Source organism: Flavobacterium sp. N502540 (assembly GCF_025947365.1).
Lineage (GTDB): Bacteria > Bacteroidota > Bacteroidia > Flavobacteriales > Flavobacteriaceae > Flavobacterium.
This window is the reverse complement of sequence record NZ_CP110012.1, coordinates 3,565,662-3,589,260: the sequence shown is the minus strand read 5'-3', so window position 1 is coordinate 3,589,260 and position 23,599 is coordinate 3,565,662. Positions and strand designations below refer to the sequence as shown.

Sequence of the window (23,599 nt, the reverse complement as noted above, 5' to 3'; positions counted from 1 at the left end):
AGTGAATTGGATTTTTGGCTAATGTACCATTTATAGTCAAAAAATGAAAGCGTATTTTATTTTTGTTACGAATAATAACAGCTTTAAACCCTATTTACATTGATTTTAAAACAATCCGCAAACCAAAAATATAAAAAATCAGCTTTATGGTAAAAAATACTATTTGATTCCCAGTACTTCTTTTGCTAAAGCAATCATTTCGGGCGTTCCGGTATTTTTATTTTTTTCGTCAGAAAGTTTTACAACACCTTGCCACTGGTCATTATTCAATTTTACTTCTGTCAGTTTTATCACCATATTCATCGAAGGCAAGCCAGCATCGTTGGTAAAATTGGTTCCGACACCAAATGACATTTTGATTTTATCTTTACAAAAATCTGCTATTCTTTTCACCTTCTCGTAATTCAACGAATCCGAAAAAACGATCACTTTCGATTTTGGATCAATTCCCATTTGGGTATAATGCGAAATTACTTTTTCTGCAAATTCAATAGGATCTCCGCTATCGTGACGTACTCCGTCAAAAAGTTTCGAGTACTTTTTATCAAATTGTTCAAAAAACACTGCTGTAGTATAGGTATCTGTCAGTGCAATTCCGAGATCGCCATCGTACACCTGCGTCCAATGTCCCAAGCCCATCATATTTGCCATTTTAAAACCGTATTGCGCTGCATGAAACATAAACCATTCGTGCGCATGAGTACCCAATGGCCGCATATTATTAGTCATTGCAAAATGAACATTACTGGTACCTATAAAACTATTCGAACCAAATTTTCGAAGTGTCTCATTCACCAGGGCATGTACCTCATACGAATGGCGTCGTCGGGTTCCAAACTCTAAAATCGAAACGCCAATTTTATTGTAATTGTCAATCTTGTCTTTGGTTACTCTTTTTAAAGCTTCATCTTCCAGTCGAATGGATTGACCGGTCTTATAAAACAGCTCAGAAATCAATCCCATCAGTGGCACTTCCCATAAAATGGTACGATACCAATAGCCCTCAACAGTTACTTTTAACTCAGAACCTGTCTGAGTAATCTGAACCTCGGACGGGTCAAAGTTATAGCCTTGCAAAAAATCAAAATAAGTGGGATCCAGATAAGAACAATGCTGCCACAAATATTGTTTTTCTTCTTTTGTCAACCGCAGATCTGCCATTGCATCAACCGATTTTCGAAGTAAATCTCCAAATCCAGGCGGAAAAAAATGATTTCCCCTGTTGATAAAGCCGTAACGAACCTGAGCCTTGGGAAAAAGTTTGATTACAGCATGCTGCATTGTAAATTTATAGAAATCATTGTCTAAAATTGATTTCAAATAAGTTGTCTCCATAATCCGGCAGTTAAATTAATTTTATAACTGTAATGGCTAAGATACGCCAATTTAACCAAAGAAGGAAGCTCTTTAAGCAAAGATCCTGCTTCGTTTTACTTTGAAAGTATCTTAAATGACATTATACCGTCACGATCCAGAAAAAAAGTAATATACGAGCCTATTTTTTTATCATAAATTACCTCAAATTCTAAAGCTCCTCTTACGACCTTAGAATCTTCAATTCGAACAGGTTTTCCATTTTTCAAATAATAAAACAGATCTGTCTTTGCAATATTCTTAATCCTAAAAAGAATTTTATCCCCATCATTTGCCTGAATAATTCCTGAATCCGGCGCCAAAATCTCATGATCGCCTTCAATTGCAGCATCAAAAAGTAATGGTCCGTTCAGAAAATCCTCTTTGTTTAATTTTTTACCCAGATAAGTTCCCGAATCCGGAAAATGCTTGGCGAAAAAGTACTTGGGATCGGTATCAAAATAAACGGGTGAAAAATGAGTCACAGCCACTTTTTTGTCACTGTCGTAGTATCCCTGTCCCCAGGTTACATCAACCAAAATCCATTTTCTATCCACCTCAACCAAATTCCAGGAATGATTGGAAAACGAATTTTTACGTCCGATATCACTCAACGATCGTTTAGAATCTCCTCGGATCACCTCACATTTCAAACCCGTTAAATAGGCCAATTCCTGATATAAAAGTGTAAAACCTTCACAAACCGCTTTTCGGGATTCGAAAGTGTTCTGCCATGTTTTTTCCTTTAAAACTGCAATTTTCGCTTGTTTATCCGCTTCATTAATATAGGTAAATCTGAGCGGTTTTGGCGGATTCAGATAGGCTTTGTAATCGTATTTTATGTTTAAAGCAATCCAGCTGTAAATAGCCCTCGCTTTATCATAATCTGAAGTAAAATCTTTTTGTATTCTTTCTGCCAGGCTTTCTACTGAATTAAAATTAGCGGGATACTTTAATACCGTATTATCAATCGTATTGTACTTTTGCGCGTTTACACGAAACAGAAAGATAAAACTCAGGAAGAAAACAGTAAGGACAATCTTTTTTGGAATCATAAATTAGAAACTAGACTTAATAATGTCTTTTAATTCTTTATTTAACTCTTCATTTGAAATTTTATTTTCCTCCAAATCAAAATTCGCGTTAAATGCAGGCAATGAAAAAGTAGCCTTAATCTGTGCTCCATATCTTGGTAAAGCGTTATTGGCAATTTCCAAAACCGAAGCTCCTCCTCTTGCTCCCGGCGAAGTAGCCATTAAAAGCATTGGTTTTTGCTGAAAAATTTCTTTCATGATCCTCGAACTCCAATCAAACAAATTCTTGAAAGCCGCAGAGTAATTTCCGTTGTTTTCTGCCAAAGAAATTACCAACAGATCTGCATTTTCAATCTTTTGCAAAAATGTTTTTGCCAGCTCATGCTGACCAATTTCTTTTTCTAAATCGACACTAAACAAAGGCATGGCAAAATCATTAAGATCTAAAACCTCAACCGTTCCATTGTCGAATAAACTTGCCGCATAAGTCGCCAGCTGTTTGTTTATCGAATGCTGACTGTTACTTCCTCCAAAGGCTACAATTTTCATATACTTTATTTTAAAATTTACTGTTTTTTGTTACCCGTTTCACCTGTTTTAAGTATTTCCATAAAACCATAAACTACATTTCTGAATCATCAAAACTTATGAAATTTCTGTTTGTTCTTGAATTTCAAATATCTCTTTTTTAATTTCGACCGAATAGCCATTCGGAGCAATCTTCCCTCCGTACGTTTTAGCATATACTTTAGTAAACTCGGCTCCAAAATATAAAATAATTGCGGAATAATACACCCAAACCAAAATGATTATTACTGATCCTGCTGCGCCATAAACACTTGCAATTGTTGAGTTTCCCAAATAAAATCCAATTGCAAATTTACCTATCATAAAAAGGATTGCGGTACACCCGGCGCCAATGAAAGCGTCTTTCCACTTTATAAGGCCATCTGGTAAAGTTCGGAATATAATTGCAAAAAGCAAGGTGATACTACCTAAAACAATGATCAAATTTATGACGTAAAACAAATACACTGTACTGTCGGCTAAATATAGTTTTAATCTCGCATTTAAGACATCTAAAACCGCATTTAACATTAAACTTACGAGCATTAGAAATCCAACAGAAACAATCATAGAGAAAGACATAATCCGATTCTGAATGAATTTTTTAAGCCCTTTGTTCGGTTTCGCGCGCAGCCCCCAGATAAAATTAATTGAACTTTGTATTTCGGCAAAAACTCCCGAAGCTCCTATTAAAAGCATCACAACTCCAAAAATTGTTACAAAAACATTACTATCAGACAATTGCACATTTTTGATTGCGTCCTGAATTTGAATTGCGGCATCGTTCCCTACTAAACGGTTGATTTGCCCGTACAACTCCCCGGTTACCGCCTCTTCTCCAAAAAAGAAACCGCAGATGGTTATAATAATGATCAATAAAGGCGGTAATGCAAATATGGTATAATACGACAAAGCTGCGCTTAGCTTGATGGCATTATCGTCATTGAACTCTAAAATAGTGGTTCGTAACAAATACCAGGTTTTCGACAGAATATTTTGATTTTCCACAAGATTCGTTTTTTGATATTCTTTCAAATTTAAAGAATAAACAAAAGATTAAATTCCTGTATTTCAGATAATTTTTACATTTTTACCATGCCATATTTTTTTCCTATAAAATCTCATCTGGAAACACATATAATCCCTACGGACATTTTTTCAATGGGGGCCTTATTCTTTCTACCGATATTTTACTCCTGGCGGAGTATATTTTATTGCACCTAAATGGTATTGCCACTTGTAATCAACCATAGTCATTGTCTCCTTAAACTACATAACACTATCATCTAACCTCAAAAATTGTTTTGTAGAGATTCAATACGGGGAACATCCACAATCCCCCTAAGTTTTTGTCCCCTAGCGACTGAACACTCTTAAGGGCGTCTTTTTCTTTTTACTGGTAATGATAAAAAATTCCTTTATCATAAATCGTCCATAAACTCGCTTTTTGATTTGCCGCTTTTAATGCGCAGTTTGCCCAGGTGTTACACGTATAAAACAGACTATAACTTCCTTTTGCCTCATAAAAAGCATCCTTTTTCCCATAACTATGTCCCTCAATCCATTCAGGATTCTCCGGATTATTAAAACTCTCTGAGATATAGTTTACTAATTTTTGATAGTTTTCTTTAGAAACCAAAATACGTTTGCAATCTTCACCTTCGCGTAATTGCTTAAAAAATGTGGTGTGCATTGCTGACGAACTCACCCCAAATATAGCTTTTAAAGCCGTACTCGCTTTTAAATCTGACCATTCAGGCGTATCGAGATAAAAACCTTTATCACCCCAGCCAAAAGCTACAAATTTTGCCAGTGTATCGTTGGATTCTGTCTGATCAAACTGAATTTCCTTTCTCCAATCTTTGACTTCGGTAACAATCGGAACCACTATATCTGTGTGCACTCCATTGGAAAGAATATAAATCGGAATTGCATTTTGTTCGTCAATTTTGTCAATAGTGGAGTTAACTGTAATTCTGGAAATCAATAATACGGCTGTGACATATAAAGCAAGAAAAGTAAAGATCCCGAAAAGTGTCCAGCCCAGAAATTTGAAAGATTTTTTTAGCATTTTGATTGGTTGTTTTTAGATTGATAATTGGTTAATTTTTCTGTAACCAATTTTTGAGCCATTTTTTTTGCTTCTTACAAATTACACACAAATTATACCGATTCGCGCATGCGAAAGCGCGGATTTAAACGGATTTTTAAGTTCATTTTTTTTTATTTCAAGGAACGAGACTCGAAATGACAAACTATGCGAAGCTTCGACTTCGCTCAGCCTGACGATGACTTTCTTTAACCTCAAAATACAGATAACAATAACTTTTGTGCATAAAAAAACTGCTGAATTGCTCCAGCAGTTTTTAGTCTATCTTCTTTATTCTCTATTCTATTTTCTCTAAAAAAAAATTAAACGTTAAAACGGAAATGCATTACATCACCATCTTTTACGATATATTCTTTTCCTTCCACTTTGAATTTCCCAGCTTCTTTTGCTTTTGCTTCAGAACCGTACTGAACGTAATCTTCGTATGAAATTACCTCCGCACGAATGAATCCTTTTTCAAAATCAGTATGAATAACTCCGGCAGCTTGTGGTGCTGTAGCTCCAATATTGATGGTCCAGGCACGAACTTCTTTTACACCGGCTGTAAAGTAAGTTTGCTGTTTTAATAATTTGTATGCTGCACGAATTAGCACAGAAGCTCCCGGCTCAGTCAATCCCATATCTTCAAGGAAAACCTGACGCTCTTCGTAGCTTTCCAATTCTGTAATATCCGCTTCTGCTCCTACTGAAAGAATGATAACTTCAGCTTCTTCGTCTTTTACCAATTCACGAACCTGATCAACATATTTATTTCCGTTTACAGCTGAACCTTCGTCAACATTACAAACGTACAATACCGGTTTAGCGGTAATCAATTGAAAACCTTCCATTAAAACTTCTTCGTCGTTGCTTTGAGGAATAATGGTTCTTGCTGATTTTGCCTGCAATAACGCTTCTCTGATACGGTTCAACAAAGCTTCTTCAGTCTGAGCTTCTTTGTTTCCGGTTTTAGCGGCACGTTTTACTTTCTCCAAACGTTTCTCGATTGTTTCCAAATCTTTCAACTGAAGTTCGATATCAATCGTTTCTTTATCACGAATTGGATTTACATTACCGTCAACGTGAACGATGTTATCGTTATCAAAACAACGTAAAACGTGAATAATAGCATTACACTCTCTAATGTTTCCTAAAAACTGATTTCCAAGACCTTCTCCTTTACTAGCACCTTTTACCAAACCTGCGATATCAACGATATCCACAGTTGCCATTTGTACACGCTCTGGTTTTACCAATTCTTCCAGTTTGTTAATTCTTGGATCCGGAACGTTTACAACTCCAATATTTGGTTCGATTGTACAAAACGGAAAGTTGGCACTCTGCGCTTTTGCATTAGACAAACAATTAAATAATGTTGATTTTCCAACATTTGGTAATCCTACAATTCCTGCTTTCATCTGTTGATTCTATTTGTTTTTTATGTAAACCTTTTTCTTTCGAGTCTTCTTTATACCGGTTTTTCAGTATATCAAAGTCGTTTTTAACAGGTTATATTTCTTGTATTCCTTTTGTATTTGTGCCGAAATATTATTTTTTGGCTTTAAAATTTTGCAAATATAAGATTTAATAGCTCGCAATTGAAGTAAAAATGACGATTAATGTTTTTTAAGGCTACATCATTAAAAAAAATAAACTTCTTATTAATTTTTTGTTAAAAATAGTTACTTTTATAACAAACGAACAAAAACCAATAAACCAAACTCAATTAACCATGAAAAAGATTGCATTATTACTAATACTGTTTAACACAGCATTTCTATTCGCCCAAAAAGAAATATCAGGAGTTGTAAGAGATAAATCGGGCAATCCGCTACCCGGAGTTAATATCCTCGAAAAAGGAACTACAAACGGTGTATCTACCAATTTTGAAGGAGGTTACCTTATAAAAGTAAAAGAAGGTGCCATTTTAATTTTTAGCTATGTTGGCTATGCAAATGTAGAAAAACCCTCTTCAAATAGTAAAACCGACGTTACTTTAGACGAAAACGGAGGTCAGGTCCTGAATGATGTCGTAATCGTAGGATCAAGAAATACCAAAAGAACCGTAGTCAATTCGGCCGTTCCGATTGATGTTATTAGTGTAAAAGATGTCACGACACAAAGCGGTAAAATAGAGATCAATCAATTATTACAATATGTTGCTCCTTCATTTAATGCCAACAAACAATCCGGATCTGATGGGGCCGATCACGTTGATCCTGCTTCACTGAGAGGTCTGGGACCGGATCAGACTTTGGTTTTGATTAATGGAAAAAGAAGACATCAGTCTTCATTAATCAATTTATTTGGTACCCGAGGACGTGGAAATACGGGAACTGATTTAAATGCCATACCCGCTACTGCAATCAAAAGAATTGAGATTCTGAGAGATGGTGCTGCTGCCCAATACGGCTCGGACGCTATTGCCGGAGTTATTAATATTGTACTAAATGACAATGTCGACGAATTAACAGGATCTGTAACCTACGGAGCATTTAATACCAATGCAAAAGGTGATTTTCTGGATGGAACTCCTAATACCAAAAACTTCAGACTAGACCAAAACGGAAACGGAAATACTTATGGTAAAAACCAATCTTTCGATGGTGGATCTGTAAAAGTAGCCGCTAACTATGGAGTTGCTATTGGTGACAAAGGAGGTTCAGCCAATTTTACAACTGAATACATCAACAAAAACAAAACTCTAAGACCTGCTTATGATTTCAGAAAAGGTTTTGGAGACGCTTCTATTCAGGGTTTTAACTTATTCGGAAACTTATCACTTCCGGTATCCGAAAAAACGCAGTTTTATGCATTTGGAGGCCGAAATTACAGAGATACAGATGCCTATGCATTTACGAGAAACGGAGGAGAAAGAGTTGTGGAATCTGTTTATCCCGGCGGATACACTCCTAGAATTACTTCTAATATTATAGACAATTCTCTTGCTGCGGGATTTAGAACTAAAACGGCCAGCGGATGGAACATTGATCTTAGCAATACTTACGGTAAAAACCTTTTTCATTACTACATCAAAGGAACTATAAATGCTTCCTTAGAAGAGAAATCTCCAACAGAATTTGATGCAGGAGGACACAGTCTGACTCAAAATACAACCAATTTTGATTTTTCTAAAAACTATGATTCGGTATTAAGCGGTTTAAACCTTGCTTTTGGAGCGGAATACAGAACGGAAAAATTTACGATTTTTTCAGGAGAAGAAGGTTCATATGCAACTTATGATACTAACGGAAGGCCTATAACCAATCCTACAACCCAAAGTGCACCAACTATTCCAAATCCGGATTACGATCCTACAGATCCAACTTCATCTCCAACAATTTCAAGACCTGGAGGTTCACAAGGTTTTCCGGGATACAGCCCTTCAAATACGGTAGACAAAAGCCGTACGAATTTATCTTTATACACTGATGCTGAACTTGACATCACAGAGTCTTTTTTACTGAGTGGTGCGGTTCGTTTTGAAAATTATAGTGATTTTGGAAGTACGTTAAACGGAAAATTAGCCGCAAGAGTAAAAGCCGGACAGCATGTTAACTTCAGAGGATCTGTAAGCACCGGTTTCCGTGCTCCTTCACTGGCGCAAATTTACTACAACCTGCGTTTTACGAATTTTAATGCAGGAGGAGCTACCGAAGTTCTACTTGCTCCAAACAACAGCCCGGTTACCAAGGCTTTTGGGATTCAGAAACTAAACGAAGAAAAAGCGGTAAATGCCTCTTTGGGATTCACGGCTACGTTTGGAGATTTCACTGCAACAGTTGACGGTTACTACATCAAAGTAAAAGACCGTATTGTTCTTACCGGATATTTTGATGCTAAACCTTTAAACCTTGGTGTAGATAAAGCCCAGTTTTTCGTGAATGGTGTAGACACCAGTACTCACGGTTTGGATATCGTTTTGGCCTGGAAGAAAAAATTCGGAGAATCATTGTTTAGTGCAACTTTAGTTGGAAACATTAATGACATGAAAATTGACAATGTAAAAAACGGAACTTTAGACGAGGGTACTTTCTTTGGGAAACGTGAAAAAGCATTCCTACTATCATCAGCTCCGGACAACAAATTTGGTTTAAACCTTAACTATGCTAAAAATAAATTTGATGCCGGTATCGCATTCACCAGATTCAGCAAAGTAGTTTTAGTAGATTACACTGATGAAAATGATGTATACAATCCAAGACTGATCACTGACTTAACTGTTGGATATCAATTGACTAAAAACCTAAAATTAAGCATTGGAAGCAACAACTTATTCAATGTTTACCCAACCAAACAAGATGAAACAGGAAATACTGAAGCAGGAGGTTATTGGGATGCTGTTCAGATGGGATTCAGCGGAGCATACTACTATGCAAGACTTGGATTTAATTTTTAAGTAATTAACCCGTTAAAAAAAAACATTAAACACATAAAAACATGCTTCTTACGCATAGCTGCCTCTGTGCTCCTAAAATAAGTAAAACGCCTTATTTGAGTGTATTAAACCTATGTTTCTATGTATTTAAAAATAATTACAGCCAACAGGTTAAGCAGTTAGAAACTTTATGCAATTATACAGGTCAAAAAAACCTGTTATCCGACTAAACAAAAAATCCTGAGCTAACGCTCAGGATTTTTTGTTTATATCAAATACATCATTATTTCATTATTCACCGTGTAAAAACGCTTGTCTGTTCAACAAGGTTTCTTCGTCTTCAACGTGATTATCATCTGGCACACAACAATCAACTGGACATACGGCAGCACATTGAGGTTCATCGTGAAAACCTTTACACTCGGTACATTTTCCCGGAACGATATAATATACCTCATCAGAAATTGGTGTTTGTGCATCACCTGCATCAACCTCAGTTCCGTCCGGTAAAATTATGGTTCCTGAAAGACTGGTTCCGTCTTTGTATCTCCAATCGTCAGCTCCTTCATAAATTGCTGTATTTGGGCATTCCGGTTCGCAAGCCCCACAGTTTATGCATTCGTCAGTTATAATTATTGCCATTGTTTTTTTAGTCTTAAAGTTAAAAGTCTTAAAGTTGCAAAGCCAAAAAAAAGACATCCTTCTCTTTTGACTTGATGACTTTTGACTTTCGACTTATTTATCCTTATTTTTGTGCAAAATTACAATCAAAACCTTTCATAAACAAATTACTTATGTTACAAAACGAAAAAAAACAGTCTTTTATAGCACTAGGTCGATTTTTAAGTCAGTTCTCTGAAGCAGAAAACACACGAAATGAATCGGTTTTAGGTAACGATCTGTTTTTTGATGATTTCATAAAACTGATTGCTCTTTCTCAATCACACAATGGATGGTACACTCCTGAACAGGTGCATTTTGCAATACATTCATGGGCAGAAGCATTGACGGAAGAAAACATTGAAAAATGGCTTTCGGCTTACCGCTCAGAATTCGAGAAAGCAGATAAGACTGAAAAAACAGTTGCCTTAATCCTTGCCGGAAATATTCCGTTAGTTGGATTTCATGACTTTTTATCGGTTTTAATCACTGGAAATAAGGCCTTAATAAAAACATCTTCAAACGATCAGCATTTATTGCCGTTTTTAGCCAAATACCTCATTTTTGTAGATGAAAATCTAAAAGATAAGATCACTTTCGTGGAAGGTAAACTCGAAAATTTTGATATCGTTATAGCAACCGGAAGCAACAATACGTCACGTTATTTTGAATATTACTTTAAAGATAAGCCGTCTATCATTCGCAAAAACAGAAATTCGGTTGCGATTTTAAACGGAAAAGAAACTCACGAAGAATTAGAAGCTTTGGGCGAAGATATTTTCAGATACTTTGGTCTGGGATGCCGCAATGTATCTAAACTTTTTGTTCCGAAAGATTATTCTTTTGATGCTTTTTTCCAGGCCATTTTCAAATATCAGGATGTTATTCATTACGAAAAATACGCTAACAATTACGACTATAACAAAGCGGTGTTTTTGATGAGTAATTTTAAACTGCTTGACAATGGCTTTTTAACTCTAAAAGAAGATCCAAGTTACGCCTCTCCTATTTCGAGTGTCTTTTACGAATCTTATGAAAATATCGAAGATTTACAGACTCGTTTAGAAGCTGATGCTGAACAAATTCAGTGCATCGTTAGCAATAATTTAGCTCAAAACAGTATTTCTTTTGGGCAAACCCAAAAACCACGTTTGTGGGATTATGCAGATAATGTAGATACTATAACGTTTTTGTTAACAACAAAATAAAAATATGTTCAATTATTTCGAATTATTTATCGCTTTTTCAGGTCCTATTGCCGAAATTTGCGTCTTTAAATTTTTCGACTATTAACAAAAACCATGAAAAAACACAACTACAGCGCAGGACCAAGTATTTTACCTCAGGAAGTTTTTGAGAAAGCATCAAAAGCCGTTTTAGATTTTAATGATTCAGGACTATCTATTCTTGAAATTTCGCACCGAAGTAAAGATTTCGTTGCCGTTATGGAGGAAGCTCGATCCCTTGCTTTAGAATTATTGGGACTTCAGGGAAAAGGGTATCAGGCTCTATTTTTACAAGGTGGTGCAAGCACAGCCTTCTTAATGGCTCCATATAATTTAATGAAAGAAAATGGAAAAGCTGCTTATCTGGATTCCGGAACCTGGGCAACTGCCGCTATAAAAGAAGCAAAGTATTTTGGAGAAACTGTTATCGTAGGTTCTTCAAAAGAAGCTAATTATAATCATATTCCGAAAGGATACGAAATACCAAGTGATGCTGATTACTTTCACTGTACCAGCAACAACACTATTTTCGGAACTCAAATGAAAGAATTCCCGGCAACAAATGTTCCTGTGGTTTGCGATATGAGTTCTGATATTTTTTCACGTGAATTGGATTTCTCTAAATTTGACTTAATCTACGCAGGTGCTCAAAAAAATATGGGACCTGCCGGAACCACTTTGGTTGTGATTAAAGAAGAAATACTGGAGAAAAACGGAAGAACAATTCCAAGTATGCTAGATTACGCTAAACATATTAAAGCAGAGAGTATGTACAACACTCCTCCTGTTTTTGCTGTATATGTTTCGCTACTAACTTTACAATGGATTAAAGAAAAAGGAGGAATTGCTGCAGTTGAAAAACTAAACAATGCAAAAGCAGAATTACTTTATGCAGAAATTGACAGAAACCCATTGTTTAAAGGTGCAGCAGCAGTTGAAGACCGTTCTAAGATGAACGTTACTTTCTTACTAAACAATGCCGATCATACTGCTACTTTTGACGCTTTATGGAAAGAAGCCGGAATTTCAGGATTACCGGGTCACCGTTCAGTTGGTGGCTACAGAGCTTCAATCTACAATGCGATGTCTATCGAAAGTGTTCAGGTTTTAGTAGATGTAATGAAAGCTTTGGAAACTAAAGTTTAGTTTACAGTCGCAGTTTTTAGTTTGCCAAAAACAGGAATTGAACACAGAATTCCTAGCCCCGATAGAAGTGGAGATCCTTTTTTGTTTTTTCTTTAAAAACAAAAAAGATCACAACGGATAGCGGGATTAGCTCCTAAACAAAAAAGAAAAAATTATAATATTATGTTTATCTTCTAATCTGTACGATTAAACAAATAAACAAATAAACACATAAACTAAGATGAAAGTATTAGCAAACGACGGAATTTCAAAAAGTGGAATTCTTGCTTTAGAAAAAGGTGGTTTTGAAGTTATTACAACAAAAGTAGCTCAGGAACAAGTAGCTAATTTTGTAAATGAAAATAATGTAGATGTCGTTTTAGTACGAAGCGCTACTAAAGTTCGTAAAGACATTATTGATGCCTGCCCGGGATTGAAAATTATTGGCCGTGGTGGTGTTGGTATGGACAACATCGATGTTGATTACGCAAAAAGCAAAGGAATTCATGTCATTAATACTCCGGCTTCTTCATCAGAATCTGTTGCCGAGTTGGTATTTGGACACTTATTTTCAGGTGTTCGTTTTTTACATGATTCAAACAGAAATATGCCTCTTGAAGGGGATTCAAACTTTGACGGTTTGAAAAAAGCGTATGCTAATGGTACTGAACTAAGAGGTAAAACTCTTGGTATTGTTGGTATTGGACGTATTGGTCAGGCTACTGCAAAAATGGCTTTAGGTTTAGGAATGAGAGTAATCGCTGCTGATAGCTTTATTCCTTCTGTTGACGTTAAAGTTGAGTTTTTTGACGGTCAATCGATCACTACAACTATCGTTTCTCAATCTTTAGAATCATTGTTCAAAGAAGCTGATTTCATTACCTTACACGTTCCAGCTCAGGACGGTTACATCATTGGCGAAAAAGAACTGGCTATTATGAAAGATGGTGTTGGAATAGTAAACTGTGCTCGCGGTGGTGTTATTGACGAAGTAGCCTTATTAAAAGCTTTAGATTCAGGAAAAGTAGCATTTGCAGGATTGGACGTTTTTGAAAGCGAGCCAAAACCGGAAATGGCTATTTTAATGCATACTAAAATCTCATTGACTCCTCACATTGGGGCTGCCACAGGAGAAGCACAAGACAGAATTGGTACAGAATTAGCTTCACAAATTATTTCTTTACTGAGCTAATAAACTAAAAATAAATTAATTAGAAGGGATTTATTAACATCGTTTAATAAATCCCTTTCTTTTTTTGATTAAATTTGAGTTTAAATTCTAACCTAAATTCTTTAAATCATGTTCGAACAATTAACACAATTAGTACAACAATACGGAGGCGATGCGGTTGTAAACAACACTGCTGTCCCAAATGAACACAATGAAGCGGTTATACAAGAAACTAGCTCTTCAATATTTTCAGGATTGCAAAAAATTGCTTCAGAAGGAGGTGCAGAACAATTGGCCGGCTTATTTAACGGAACTTCTAAACTGGACAGTTCTAATCCCGTTGTACAGCAAATAACACAACAATTGAGCGGAAGTCTTGGTGAAAAATTCGGATTAAGCAGCACTGATTCTGCCGGTGTCGCTTCAAGTATGATTCCGCAGGTTTTGAATTCTTTAGTCAACAAAGCAAAAGATCCCAACGACAGTAGTTTCAATATTTCAGATATTATAAGCTCAATTTCGGGAAATAGCGGACAGGCTTCCGGTATTATGGAAACTATTAATAAATACGGAATGCAATTCGGTCTGGACCAAAACAATGATGGAAAAGTAGATGTAGCCGATGCTATGAGTCTTACCAAAAGTGGAGGATTAGGTGGATTATTGGGGAAATTGTTTGGGAAATAGTTTTTTTTTTAAGGGACAAAGGCTTAAAGTTACAAAGGTCCAGAGATCTCGACTAAAACAATAAAAAGTCTGTTTGCATGAATGCAAACAGACTTTTCTCTTTTATAGAACTAAGTTACAACAAAACTTTTAAACCTATGCACCTTTGTAACTTTGAACCTTTGAACCTTAGTACCTCAGAACCTTTCTATACAAACTGTTAAATACCTCAAACCTCTCCTCATTTATTCGTAAATTTAAGTCTGAAACAAAATTTATGAAAAAATCCCTCTTTATATTAGGCCTACTGTTTACCATAATTGCCTGTTCAACAGCTTCAAAAAATACGGTGGCTGCAAATACAGACGGTAAGTCTACTGTTGCAGTAAACGATACGGTACGAATTGCCAACGATTCTTTAGAGTACGAAGTGATCATTATCGATAACGGTTTTAGTACCTGGCTGGCTTCAAGGGCACTTCCCCGAAATTATCACTCTTTAAGTTATCTCGAAAACAAAAATAATCTGTATGTAACCGAATGGAACAATCGTGTTTTACAGCCACAGCGCTATAGTCCGAATTTATATGAAATGAGAATTGATTATCAGCCAACGATTCATTACGGTTACGAAGTAAATTACCTTATTTATAACTATATGATTTATTTTCAAAATACTTACAAACAAAAGCTCGCAGGCTATGTTCCTATAAGATAATGTTCTTATATTTGTAATCGTTATAAATAAAGAATGAACAGACTAAAAAAACGTTGGGGCATCACCTCAAATGTACAAGCCATAATCATACTAATTGTTTTTGCCATCACAGGATCGGCATCTGCATGGCTGTCTAAACCTTTTTGCGTCTTGCTTGGCATTACCAAAGAGGATTTCGGAGGCTGGTTTACTCTAATACGACTGCTAGTTATTTTCCCGATCTATCAGGTTTTACTGGTTGGTATCGGTACCATATTCGGACAATTCCGTTTCTTTTGGAATTTTGAAAAGAAAATGCTTAAAAATATGGGACTGGGATTTTTATTTAAAGATTCAAAACCTCAACCTTAACAAATCAATAAAAAACAACCGCAAAGTTCGCAAAGCCTTAATTATTAAACTTTGCGAACTTTGCGGTTAATCATTTATCAGAACTGCTCCTTACTCCCTTTTTGAAAAAAAGTAAGTATAAATCCAGGTTATGGTAAAGGATGGAATAATATCAGTTCCCGGAAGTATTTCTTCTATAAAAGTTAAAACACTCGCTACTTTCCCTACTCTTCCCTGATACATTTTGGTCATTATAAAAGCTGCTATTGGTGCCCAAATCAAATCGGCAGGCTCAGCAAAGCCCGGTATACTGTAAGTCAGCATTCCAATTGCATCCAATGCCAAACCCAAAAGGAGTTTCTTTGTTCTGTCGTCGTTCATTACTTTGGCTTCCTGCATTTTCATTGTATTTAGATATTCGAATTTAAAAGAATTTTTTAAAACAAACTTATTTTCTAATGGTAATTTATTTCTTAATTCCCACCTGATCAATACTTTTCTTCCCCCAAAAAGCATCTCTACTCCATCTTCTGTCAAAAACCAGACCGATTTATTCAACAGTCCGTTTTTTTCACCCTCTCCCCTTTTCACCCTCCTAAAATCAAGACCTGCATTTAAACTGCAATTGTTATTGACATTGATATTGACATTGATATTGATATTGTCATTTCAAACTTGTTCTTAAAATTCTGTTAGATGGCATTTTGATATCGGAAGAATCTTTGTTTCTTTGTAGAAACAGTTTCAAAATGATCCACGCAAAAAATATACATAAGTTCTACGACAAATTAGAAGTTTTAAAAGGAGTCGATCTACACATTAAAAAAGGTGAAATTGTTTCGATTGTTGGTGCATCCGGTGCTGGAAAAACAACTCTTTTGCAAATTCTAGGAACACTTGACAAGCCTTCAGGATTAGAAACCGAAACTTCTTTAACCATAAATGGTCAGAATGTTTTAGAGTTGAGTGATAAGTCATTATCAAAATTCAGAAATCTAAATTTAGGGTTTATTTTTCAGTTTCATCAGCTTTTACCGGAATTTACAGCATTAGAAAATGTATGTATTCCTGCTTTCATTGCCGGAAAAAAAAATAATGAAGTAGAAACCGAGGCCAAAAAACTTTTAGAATATTTAGGACTTTCACACAGAATTAATCATAAACCCAATGAACTTTCAGGAGGAGAACAACAAAGAGTTGCTGTAGCAAGGGCACTAATCAACAAACCCGACGTTATTTTTGCAGATGAACCTTCGGGAAATCTGGACACCCATTCTGCCGAAAATTTACATCAGTTATTCTTTCAGCTACGTGATGAATTTGGACAGACCTTTGTAATTGTAACGCACAATGAAGAATTAGCCAATATGGCGGATAGAAAGTTAGTAATGGTTGACGGATTAATCAGTAATTAAAAACGTTCAACAATTCGGTTACCTCCTTCCTTTAAATTATGACACAAAAAGAACTCAAAGAATTTCTTGACGAAAAAGTCATCCAATACAACAATCTCGATTTTATCGAAAGCGATCCTGTGCAAATTCCACATTTGTTTTCTCAGAAAGAAGACATTGAAATTGCCGGTTTTTTGAGTGCTACCATTGCCTGGGGAAATCGCAAGATGATTATCAAAAATTCGCATCAAATGATGGAATTAATGGGTAATACTCCTTACGATTTTGTGATGTCACATACTGATGAAGATCTGGAGCGTCTTGAAAACTTTGTACACCGTACTTTTAACGGAAAAGACTTTAGCGGTTTTATAAAAGGATTACAGCACATTTATAAAAATCACAAGGGTCTTGAAGCTGTTTTTGCCAAAAATCAAGAAGACAACGGCTTACAGAAAAGCATAAGTGAGTTCAAAAAAATATTCTTTGAAATTGATCACTTGCCCCGAACCCAAAAGCATATTTCAGATCCGCTAAACAATTCGGCAGCAAAAAGAATCAACATGTACCTGCGCTGGATGGTGCGCCAGGATACCAAAGGTGTCGATTTAGGTATCTGGAAAACCATTTCACCTTCATTATTGTCGTGTCCGCTTGATGTACATTCCGGTAATGTGGCCCGAAAATTAGGGATCCTAACCCGAAAACAAAATGATGGAAAGGCATTAACCGAACTCGATCTTAAACTCAGAAAAATGGATCCTCACGATCCGGTAAAATATGACTTTGCCCTTTTCGGATTGGGCGTTTTTGAAGGTTTTTAGCCCCCAAGGAGTGACCTTTCATTAGTTTTATTGTGTTTTTTTTCGTAATTTCACTCTATAAAGCAATATTTATGGAGCATTTTATAGGTTATATAAAACACTACGCCATCCCATTATTTGTATTTACAAGTTTAGCTTTAGCACTTGCTTTAATACTCAAAAGAATTCATTATCAATACACTCTTCCTTACCGGCATCATATTATTAGAAAATCTGAAATTTTCCTTACAGAGATTACACTCTCAAAACCGGAGGAAAGTATTCTGAAATACAAAATCGCCAAATTCAGATCCGAAATTCCAATCCATAAAACCTGGTGTAAAGAAATGCTTATCGACGATATGATTCGGATGAAAAGCAATTTAAAAGGTAAAACCGCCAAAAACATTCTTATTATATACAACCAACTGGGTTTAAACCATTATTCGGCAAGTTTGCTTCGGGATTTTAGAAAATATAAAAAATGTGATGGCATTTATCATTTTCAAGCCTTGGGATACAAACCGGGAATTACTTTAATCAAAAAATATTTGTTCCATCCCAATAAAATTATCCGGTCAAATGCCAATATTGCTTACCTGATTTTAACCAAAGGAGACTGGCAGGCCGTTAATAAGATTCCGGTAAAAGTATCCATCAGTACTACTATAAAAATAATGGATGTGTTGCATTCGCAAAACATACCAATTCCACCCGATATTGAGCTCTGGATAGAATCTGATAATCCTACTATTCTGAAATTAGCCGTGATGACTATGGTATTTTATAATTACAGGAACAGATCAGGGGATATTATCAAATTGCTCAAACACGAAAATAAAAATCTAAGAACCGATGTGATTATTGCCATTCGCGACTTGTACCTGTATGAAGCCGAAGAGGATCTGTTACTGCAATTTAAGCAGGAGAGTATCGAACTTCAACTGGAAATTCTGGATGCCCTCGCCATTATAGGCTCAGAAAAAACAATTTCATTTTTAAACCATCAAATTCCAAACGAAGAAATCAAAGATCTTAAATTAAAAATGGTAGCCGCTTTAAACGATCTCGATTCTCTACGTACAGATGTATTAGGAAGACAGGATTCCGATACCCAAAAAATGATTAATCACATTAGAGAATTACAACTATGACGACTGATTTTCTACATTATATTATTCACTGTTACAATGTCTTTGTAATCCATTTTTCAATCGGGTACATTCTGTTCTACATCTTTCTGTCTGTTCTTTCTTATTGGGCGATCGTAAAACATTTAAAATATCAAAAATACCTGGAAGAAGAGGTTCTAATTCGTTCGAACCATATACTGGGCGTTTCCATTGTGGCTCCTGCTTTTAATGAGGGCGTAAATATCGTCTACAATGTTAAATCCCTGCTCTCTCTGACCTATCCGAAATACGAAATCATTATTGTCAATGACGGAAGTTCTGACGATACGCTGGAAAAACTAATTGCCGAATTTGATCTGGTTAAAATTGACTTTTATTATCAGGAGAAAATAGTCACACAACCCGTTCGCGGACATTATAAATCAAAGAATCCTGTTTATTCGAAATTACTGATTGTCGACAAAATAAATGGAAAAAGTAAAGCTGATGCCGCAAATGCCGGGATAAACTCTTCGCAATATCCCCTGTTTTTATGCACTGATGTAGATTGTATTCTAAAAAGAGATACTATTTTGAAACTGGCCAAACCGTTTATGGAAAATGAAACCCGTGTCATTGCCTGCGGAGCCGGAATCAGGATTTCAAATTCCTGCGAAATCAAGGAAGGCTTTTTGTTTAAAGTTCACTATCCTAAAGAATGGTATCCGCGTTTTCAGGAATTAGAATACGTGCGTTCTTTTTTATTTGGAAGAATGGCGTGGAGTCAGCTAAACGGTCTGCTTTTGGTTTCCGGAGGTCTCGGTATGTTTGATAAAGACATTGTAATTAAAGCGGGTGGATACTGGCATCAGTCCTTAGGCGAAGATATGGAACTGGTGACGCGCATGCGAAAATACATGCACGATACTAAAGAAAAATACTTAATCAAATACATTCCCGAATCGCTCTGCTGGACCGAAGTTCCAAGTACGCGAAAAATATTCTTAAGACAGCGCATTCGCTGGGCTCGTGGACTAGTTCAAACCTTATATTTACATCGAAAAATGTTTTTAAATCCAAAATACGGACGAACAGCATTTCTGGTATTACCTTTCTTTTTCAGTTTTGAGTTTTTAGTTCCTATTATTGAATTTATTGGTATTCTGACTCTCATTTTCAGTTTTATATTTGGAATGATCGACTACCAACATTTACTGATTATAAGCCTATTAGTCTATCTATTCTATCTCTCCATAACCATAATATCCATATTGATAGATGAAATACTGTATAAAAGTTATGCCAATTATAAAGAATTAATGATTCTTATCGGGATGGCCGCACTTGAGCCTTTTGCGTATCATCCGATAACGATTTATGCCTCACTGAAAGGCTATTGGCTCTTCTTTCGAAGAAAAGAACAAAACTGGGGCGTAATGGTCCGTAAAGGATATGAAGGTCCATCTAAAAAATAAGCTGATTATGAAACATAACAGAACTATAGCTCTAATAAGACTGCTTTTTTGTTTATTTCTATTGACCTGTCAAACTACAAAAGGTCAAAAAAAATAGACACTGACAGCCTTTTGACTGTTGTGCTCCACGACATGAAAAATGCCTGTCCGGACTACAAAGCAAATATCCAGAGAGCTCAGTTAGGGAAAAAACTGGCTCCGGATTACCTGGATTTCTATCTGGTATTGGGGCGAAATTATGACCTGACAAAAACAAAAGACAGTGCCCGTTTTTACTATAACTATGTAATTGATAAAAATCCGGCCTATGAGGATGCCTATCTCTATCTGATCAATATGGATTTAGAGGCAAAAAATTACAACGAAGCTCTGGTCTTAACCAATAAAGCAATTGAACAGTTTCCTGACAACAAAACTTTCAGACTGAAAAGAATTGCGATTTATTCTTTGCAGAATGACACTAAAAATGAAGAAAAATACCTCCAATCGATAAGAACAAAATATCCTAATGACGCCGACATCGAACAGCGTCTTTTTGCCTTGTACTCGAGAACTAATATGGATCGGGCGGGTGTTTATTACAACTTCACCACAATTGATCGCGACGGTGTTGGTCCGTGGCATCTGGCAAGTGCCGATTATACACATCAACGTACCTGGGGAAGTTTAATTGGAAGAGTCAGCTATGCCGAAAGACGATCTTCCAGTCAGGTCATGGCCAGTGGACTTCAATTTGAAGTCGAATCTTACCTGTCGGGAAAGAAAAACAACTATTCCTACATTGATGTCGCCTACAGCAGTGACATCGCTTTTCCTGAATGGAGATTAGGATATTCCTATTTCTACAATTTCGCCAAAGGCTGGGAGGCAGATTTAGGCTTCCGCTACATCGAAATGCAGGACAACAGCAATTTAAAAACTTTAAATGTAGGATTAGGAAAATACTTCGGGGCATACTGGCTCAATTTAAGATCTTACATTCAAAAAGACGGGCCGTCCTTTACCCTTACCTCCCGCTACTATTACGGCACTAAGTTTGATTATCTTACCCTAATTGCAGGTTATGGGACTTCGCCGGACGATCAGACCAGAGCGGCGGAATATGAAAACAGAGCTTCTTTAAGTTCGTACAGACTGAGTGCCGGCTTTTACAAGTTAATCAAAACCCATTATATTTTCGGAATATTAATCACCAACAACCAACAGGAATACACCCCTAAAAAGTTTCAAAACGAACTTGATTTCGCTTTTTTACTGCAATATAAATTTTAAATCGTATGAAAAAAAAGCGCCTTCTCTATTTTCAAATACTTATTCTCACCCTGCTTAGTTTTAAGATGATGGCACAATCTGAAATTACAATATCCGATAAAACCAAAATTTTTGCTACAGCCGAAAGTACCCAGGCTGCGGCAGGAATACTAAAATTATATCTGGAGAAATCCGTATCGAAACCATTTGAAATTACTACAAAAAGTCAAAAAGAGGGTGATGCTTCCGAAATCATACTGGAAATTTCCAATGACAAAAAACTCAAAGCAAATGAATTCAGTATCAAAAGCGATTCAAAATCAATTTATATCACGGCTCCAAATCAGAAACACCTGCGTTATGCCGTTTATACTTTACTCGAAATCTGGGAATTTAGAAAATTTACTGCAACAGAAACTTATATTCCAAAAGTAACTCAATTTATTTTTCGCAAAAACACAAGTAAAATTTATCAACCCTCTTTTGATTACAGAGCTTTGTTTTACCCTGATTGTTATGACGAAGATTTCAGGGACTGGCACAAACTCGATTGGCATATTGGCGATTTTGGCCTTTGGGGACATTCTTTTAGCATGCTTGTTCCGCCAAAAGAATATTTTAAAAATAATCCTAAACTTTTTGCTTTGTACGAAGGGGAACGAAATACAGAATCTTTGTGTATGACCAATGACACCGTTGTGAGTCTGGTAGAGGAAAAAATGACTGAAATTATCGCAAAAACACCCCATGCGCAATTCTATTCTGTAAGCCAGAATGATGACGTCGTGTATTGCGAATGTACGCAATGCAAAGCCATGAACACTAAATATGGCGGTCCGCAAGGTTCTTTTTATTATTTTTTAAATAAAATTGCGGCTCGTTTCCCTAAAACCAAAATTACTAGCCTTGCCTATCTTCACACCTTCAAACCTCCTGTAAATCTAAAAATAGCTCCAAACATTTCTACGATCTTATGCCCGATTGAACTGGATCGTGGCAAACCCATTACCAATCAGAGTAACCCATCATTTGTCAAAAACCTTGAAAACTGGAGCACGACTTCACCACAGTTATTTTTATGGGATTACACCGTACAATTCTCTAATTTCATGTCCCCCTTTCCTAATTTTGAATCTTTTCAAAGCAACTATAAGCTCTTTCAAAAAAACAAAGTAAAAGGACTATTTGTACAGGGATATGCTGATGTTCCGGGCGATCTTTCGGAATTACGACAATATCTGCTGGCAAAATTAATGTGGAATACTGATATTGACATTAAAGCTGTTACTGCTGATTTCCTCAGAGGTTTTTATGGAAAAGCAGCACCCTTTGTCGCAAAATATCTTGACCTTATAGAAGCCAATCAAAACAAAAGTAAGGCTTATTTAGATATTTATTCTGGTCCTGTTCAGGCACGAAATACGTTCTTGACCCCTGAAGCTATGGATCAATACGATCATTTTCTGGAACAGGCCAATAATGCTGTCGAAAATAATTCCATTTTAAGCGCACGTGTTCATAAATTACGACTGGCTTTAGAATTTGTTTATTTTGAACAGGCCAAATTTTATGGAAAAAACCAACACGGAATGTTTGTCGTAAATAACAAAGGCGAAAAAGAAGTTAAAGCAGGCTTAACCGAAAGAGTTTTAAAATTCTCGCAATCCTGCAATCAATTTGGAGTTTATGAATTGAGCGAAGACGGAATTTCTCCTGATAATTACTATAAAGAATGGATTGAAATTTGCAAAAACACCACTACTCATTTAGGCGAGGATCTGAAAGTTACCTTTTTAACACCTCCATCTGATGAGTTTAAAGGCAAAGGAAGTTATGGTTTAGTGGATGGAAACAGGGGCTATAAAAACTTCAATATCAACTGGATTGGATGGTATGATACGAATCCTGAAATTGAAATCGAAACCAAAAATCTTGATTTCAACACCTTAAAACTAAATTTCCTAAGCGATCAGAGACATTGGATTTTTACACCAAAAAATATAAAAATCTATGGTTTCAAGAATCAGAAATGGGAGCTTATTAAAGAGCAAATTTGCAACATTTTAACAGAAGACTACGAAATTACAACACAATCATGGGAAGTCGAAAATCAAATATTCAGTAGTTTTACCAAGATCAAAATCGTAGCAGAAAACCAGAAGGAATTACCCGTCTGGAGAAAGCGAAAAAACAAAAAAGCAATGATAATGCTGGACGAAATAGAGTTGTATAAAAAATAAATAGTCA

At 36.0% G+C, this 23,599-nt stretch carries 21 protein-coding genes; 13 read left to right on the top strand and 8 right to left on the bottom strand.

The genetic code is table 11. The features are described 5' to 3' along the window. Positions 1-159 precede the first annotated feature (159 nt). The 6 genes from pncB to ychF all read right to left on the bottom strand — a co-directional run bounded on the left by pncB (position 160) and on the right by ychF (position 6,461). Complete coding sequence (gene pncB, locus OLM58_RS15150) at positions 160-1,335, bottom strand: nicotinate phosphoribosyltransferase (RefSeq protein ID WP_264529593.1); 1,176 nt, start codon at positions 1,333-1,335, stop codon at positions 160-162. Positions 1,336-1,430: 95 nt separating this feature from the next. Then, positions 1,431-2,408: a transglutaminase domain-containing protein gene (locus tag OLM58_RS15145; protein ID WP_264529592.1), complete on the bottom strand. Its 978-nt coding sequence runs from the start codon at positions 2,406-2,408 to the stop codon at positions 1,431-1,433. 3 nt (positions 2,409-2,411) lie between these two features. Further along, positions 2,412-2,936 carry an NADPH-dependent FMN reductase gene (locus OLM58_RS15140; protein WP_017498405.1) on the bottom strand — a complete coding sequence of 175 codons (525 nt, stop codon included), beginning with the start codon at positions 2,934-2,936 and terminating at the stop codon, positions 2,412-2,414. A 96-nt stretch (positions 2,937-3,032) separates the two neighbouring features. Beyond that, complete coding sequence (locus tag OLM58_RS15135) at positions 3,033-3,962, bottom strand: YihY/virulence factor BrkB family protein (protein WP_264529591.1); 930 nt, start codon at positions 3,960-3,962, stop codon at positions 3,033-3,035. A gap of 385 nt (positions 3,963-4,347) precedes the next feature. Continuing rightward, on the bottom strand, positions 4,348-5,025 hold the full coding sequence (locus tag OLM58_RS15130) for a TIGR02117 family protein (RefSeq protein ID WP_264529590.1): 678 nt from the start codon (positions 5,023-5,025) through the stop codon (positions 4,348-4,350). A gap of 341 nt (positions 5,026-5,366) precedes the next feature. After that, entirely contained in the window at positions 5,367-6,461 is a 1,095-nt protein-coding gene (gene ychF, locus OLM58_RS15125) for a redox-regulated ATPase YchF (RefSeq protein WP_264529589.1), read from the bottom strand. A 314-nt stretch (positions 6,462-6,775) separates the two neighbouring features. Here ychF and OLM58_RS15120 point away from each other — a divergent pair, with 314 nt between their 5' ends. Beyond that, entirely contained in the window at positions 6,776-9,442 is a 2,667-nt protein-coding gene (locus OLM58_RS15120; protein ID WP_264529588.1) for a TonB-dependent receptor, read from the top strand. A gap of 270 nt (positions 9,443-9,712) precedes the next feature. On the opposite strand, the gene OLM58_RS15115 is transcribed toward OLM58_RS15120, so the two are convergent. Beyond that, on the bottom strand, positions 9,713-10,063 hold the full coding sequence (locus OLM58_RS15115) for a 4Fe-4S dicluster domain-containing protein (RefSeq protein WP_264529587.1): 351 nt from the start codon (positions 10,061-10,063) through the stop codon (positions 9,713-9,715). Positions 10,064-10,215: 152 nt separating this feature from the next. Between OLM58_RS15115 and OLM58_RS15110 the strand changes: the two genes are divergently transcribed. The 6 genes from OLM58_RS15110 to OLM58_RS15085 all read left to right on the top strand — a co-directional run bounded on the left by OLM58_RS15110 (position 10,216) and on the right by OLM58_RS15085 (position 15,338). After that, a complete protein-coding gene (locus tag OLM58_RS15110) occupies positions 10,216-11,289 on the top strand; it encodes an acyl-CoA reductase (RefSeq protein WP_264529586.1) in 1,074 nt (357 codons plus the stop codon). Positions 11,290-11,382: 93 nt separating this feature from the next. Continuing rightward, entirely contained in the window at positions 11,383-12,453 is a 1,071-nt protein-coding gene (gene serC, locus OLM58_RS15105; RefSeq protein ID WP_264529585.1) for a 3-phosphoserine/phosphohydroxythreonine transaminase, read from the top strand. 220 nt (positions 12,454-12,673) lie between these two features. After that, positions 12,674-13,624, top strand: a complete 951-nt coding sequence (locus OLM58_RS15100) for a D-2-hydroxyacid dehydrogenase (RefSeq protein WP_017498414.1) — start codon at positions 12,674-12,676, stop codon at positions 13,622-13,624. A 108-nt stretch (positions 13,625-13,732) separates the two neighbouring features. Next, on the top strand, positions 13,733-14,290 hold the full coding sequence (locus OLM58_RS15095; protein ID WP_089078106.1) for a hypothetical protein: 558 nt from the start codon (positions 13,733-13,735) through the stop codon (positions 14,288-14,290). A gap of 256 nt (positions 14,291-14,546) precedes the next feature. After that, entirely contained in the window at positions 14,547-14,987 is a 441-nt protein-coding gene (locus OLM58_RS15090; RefSeq protein ID WP_264529584.1) for a DUF6146 family protein, read from the top strand. 33 nt (positions 14,988-15,020) lie between these two features. Next, positions 15,021-15,338, top strand: a complete 318-nt coding sequence (locus tag OLM58_RS15085) for a DUF6787 family protein (protein WP_264529583.1) — start codon at positions 15,021-15,023, stop codon at positions 15,336-15,338. A 90-nt stretch (positions 15,339-15,428) separates the two neighbouring features. Here the strand turns inward: OLM58_RS15085 and OLM58_RS22085 are convergent, their stop codons facing one another. Further along, on the bottom strand, positions 15,429-15,875 hold the full coding sequence (locus OLM58_RS22085; protein ID WP_319802349.1) for a hypothetical protein: 447 nt from the start codon (positions 15,873-15,875) through the stop codon (positions 15,429-15,431). 191 nt (positions 15,876-16,066) lie between these two features. Between OLM58_RS22085 and OLM58_RS15075 the strand changes: the two genes are divergently transcribed. The 6 genes from OLM58_RS15075 (at position 16,067) to OLM58_RS15050 (ending at position 23,592) form a co-directional block, all read left to right on the top strand. Then, the gene (locus OLM58_RS15075) at positions 16,067-16,732 is read left to right on the top strand and encodes an ABC transporter ATP-binding protein (protein WP_264529582.1); all 666 of its coding nucleotides are present in this window, start codon (positions 16,067-16,069) and stop codon (positions 16,730-16,732) included. A 38-nt stretch (positions 16,733-16,770) separates the two neighbouring features. Then, complete coding sequence (locus tag OLM58_RS15070) at positions 16,771-17,535, top strand: TIGR02757 family protein (RefSeq protein ID WP_264529581.1); 765 nt, start codon at positions 16,771-16,773, stop codon at positions 17,533-17,535. 71 nt (positions 17,536-17,606) lie between these two features. Further along, positions 17,607-18,668, top strand: coding sequence for a HEAT repeat domain-containing protein (locus tag OLM58_RS15065; RefSeq protein ID WP_264529580.1), 1,062 nt, complete (start codon positions 17,607-17,609; stop codon positions 18,666-18,668). Then, a complete protein-coding gene (locus OLM58_RS15060) occupies positions 18,665-20,101 on the top strand; it encodes a glycosyltransferase family 2 protein (protein WP_264529579.1) in 1,437 nt (478 codons plus the stop codon). Before OLM58_RS15065 ends, OLM58_RS15060 begins: the two co-directional genes overlap by 4 nt. Positions 20,102-20,233: 132 nt before the next feature. Further along, positions 20,234-21,373, top strand: a complete 1,140-nt coding sequence (locus OLM58_RS15055) for a YaiO family outer membrane beta-barrel protein (protein ID WP_264529578.1) — start codon at positions 20,234-20,236, stop codon at positions 21,371-21,373. Between the two features lie 5 nt (positions 21,374-21,378). After that, entirely contained in the window at positions 21,379-23,592 is a 2,214-nt protein-coding gene (locus OLM58_RS15050) for a DUF4838 domain-containing protein (protein ID WP_264529577.1), read from the top strand. The last annotated feature ends 7 nt before the right edge of the window (positions 23,593-23,599 follow it).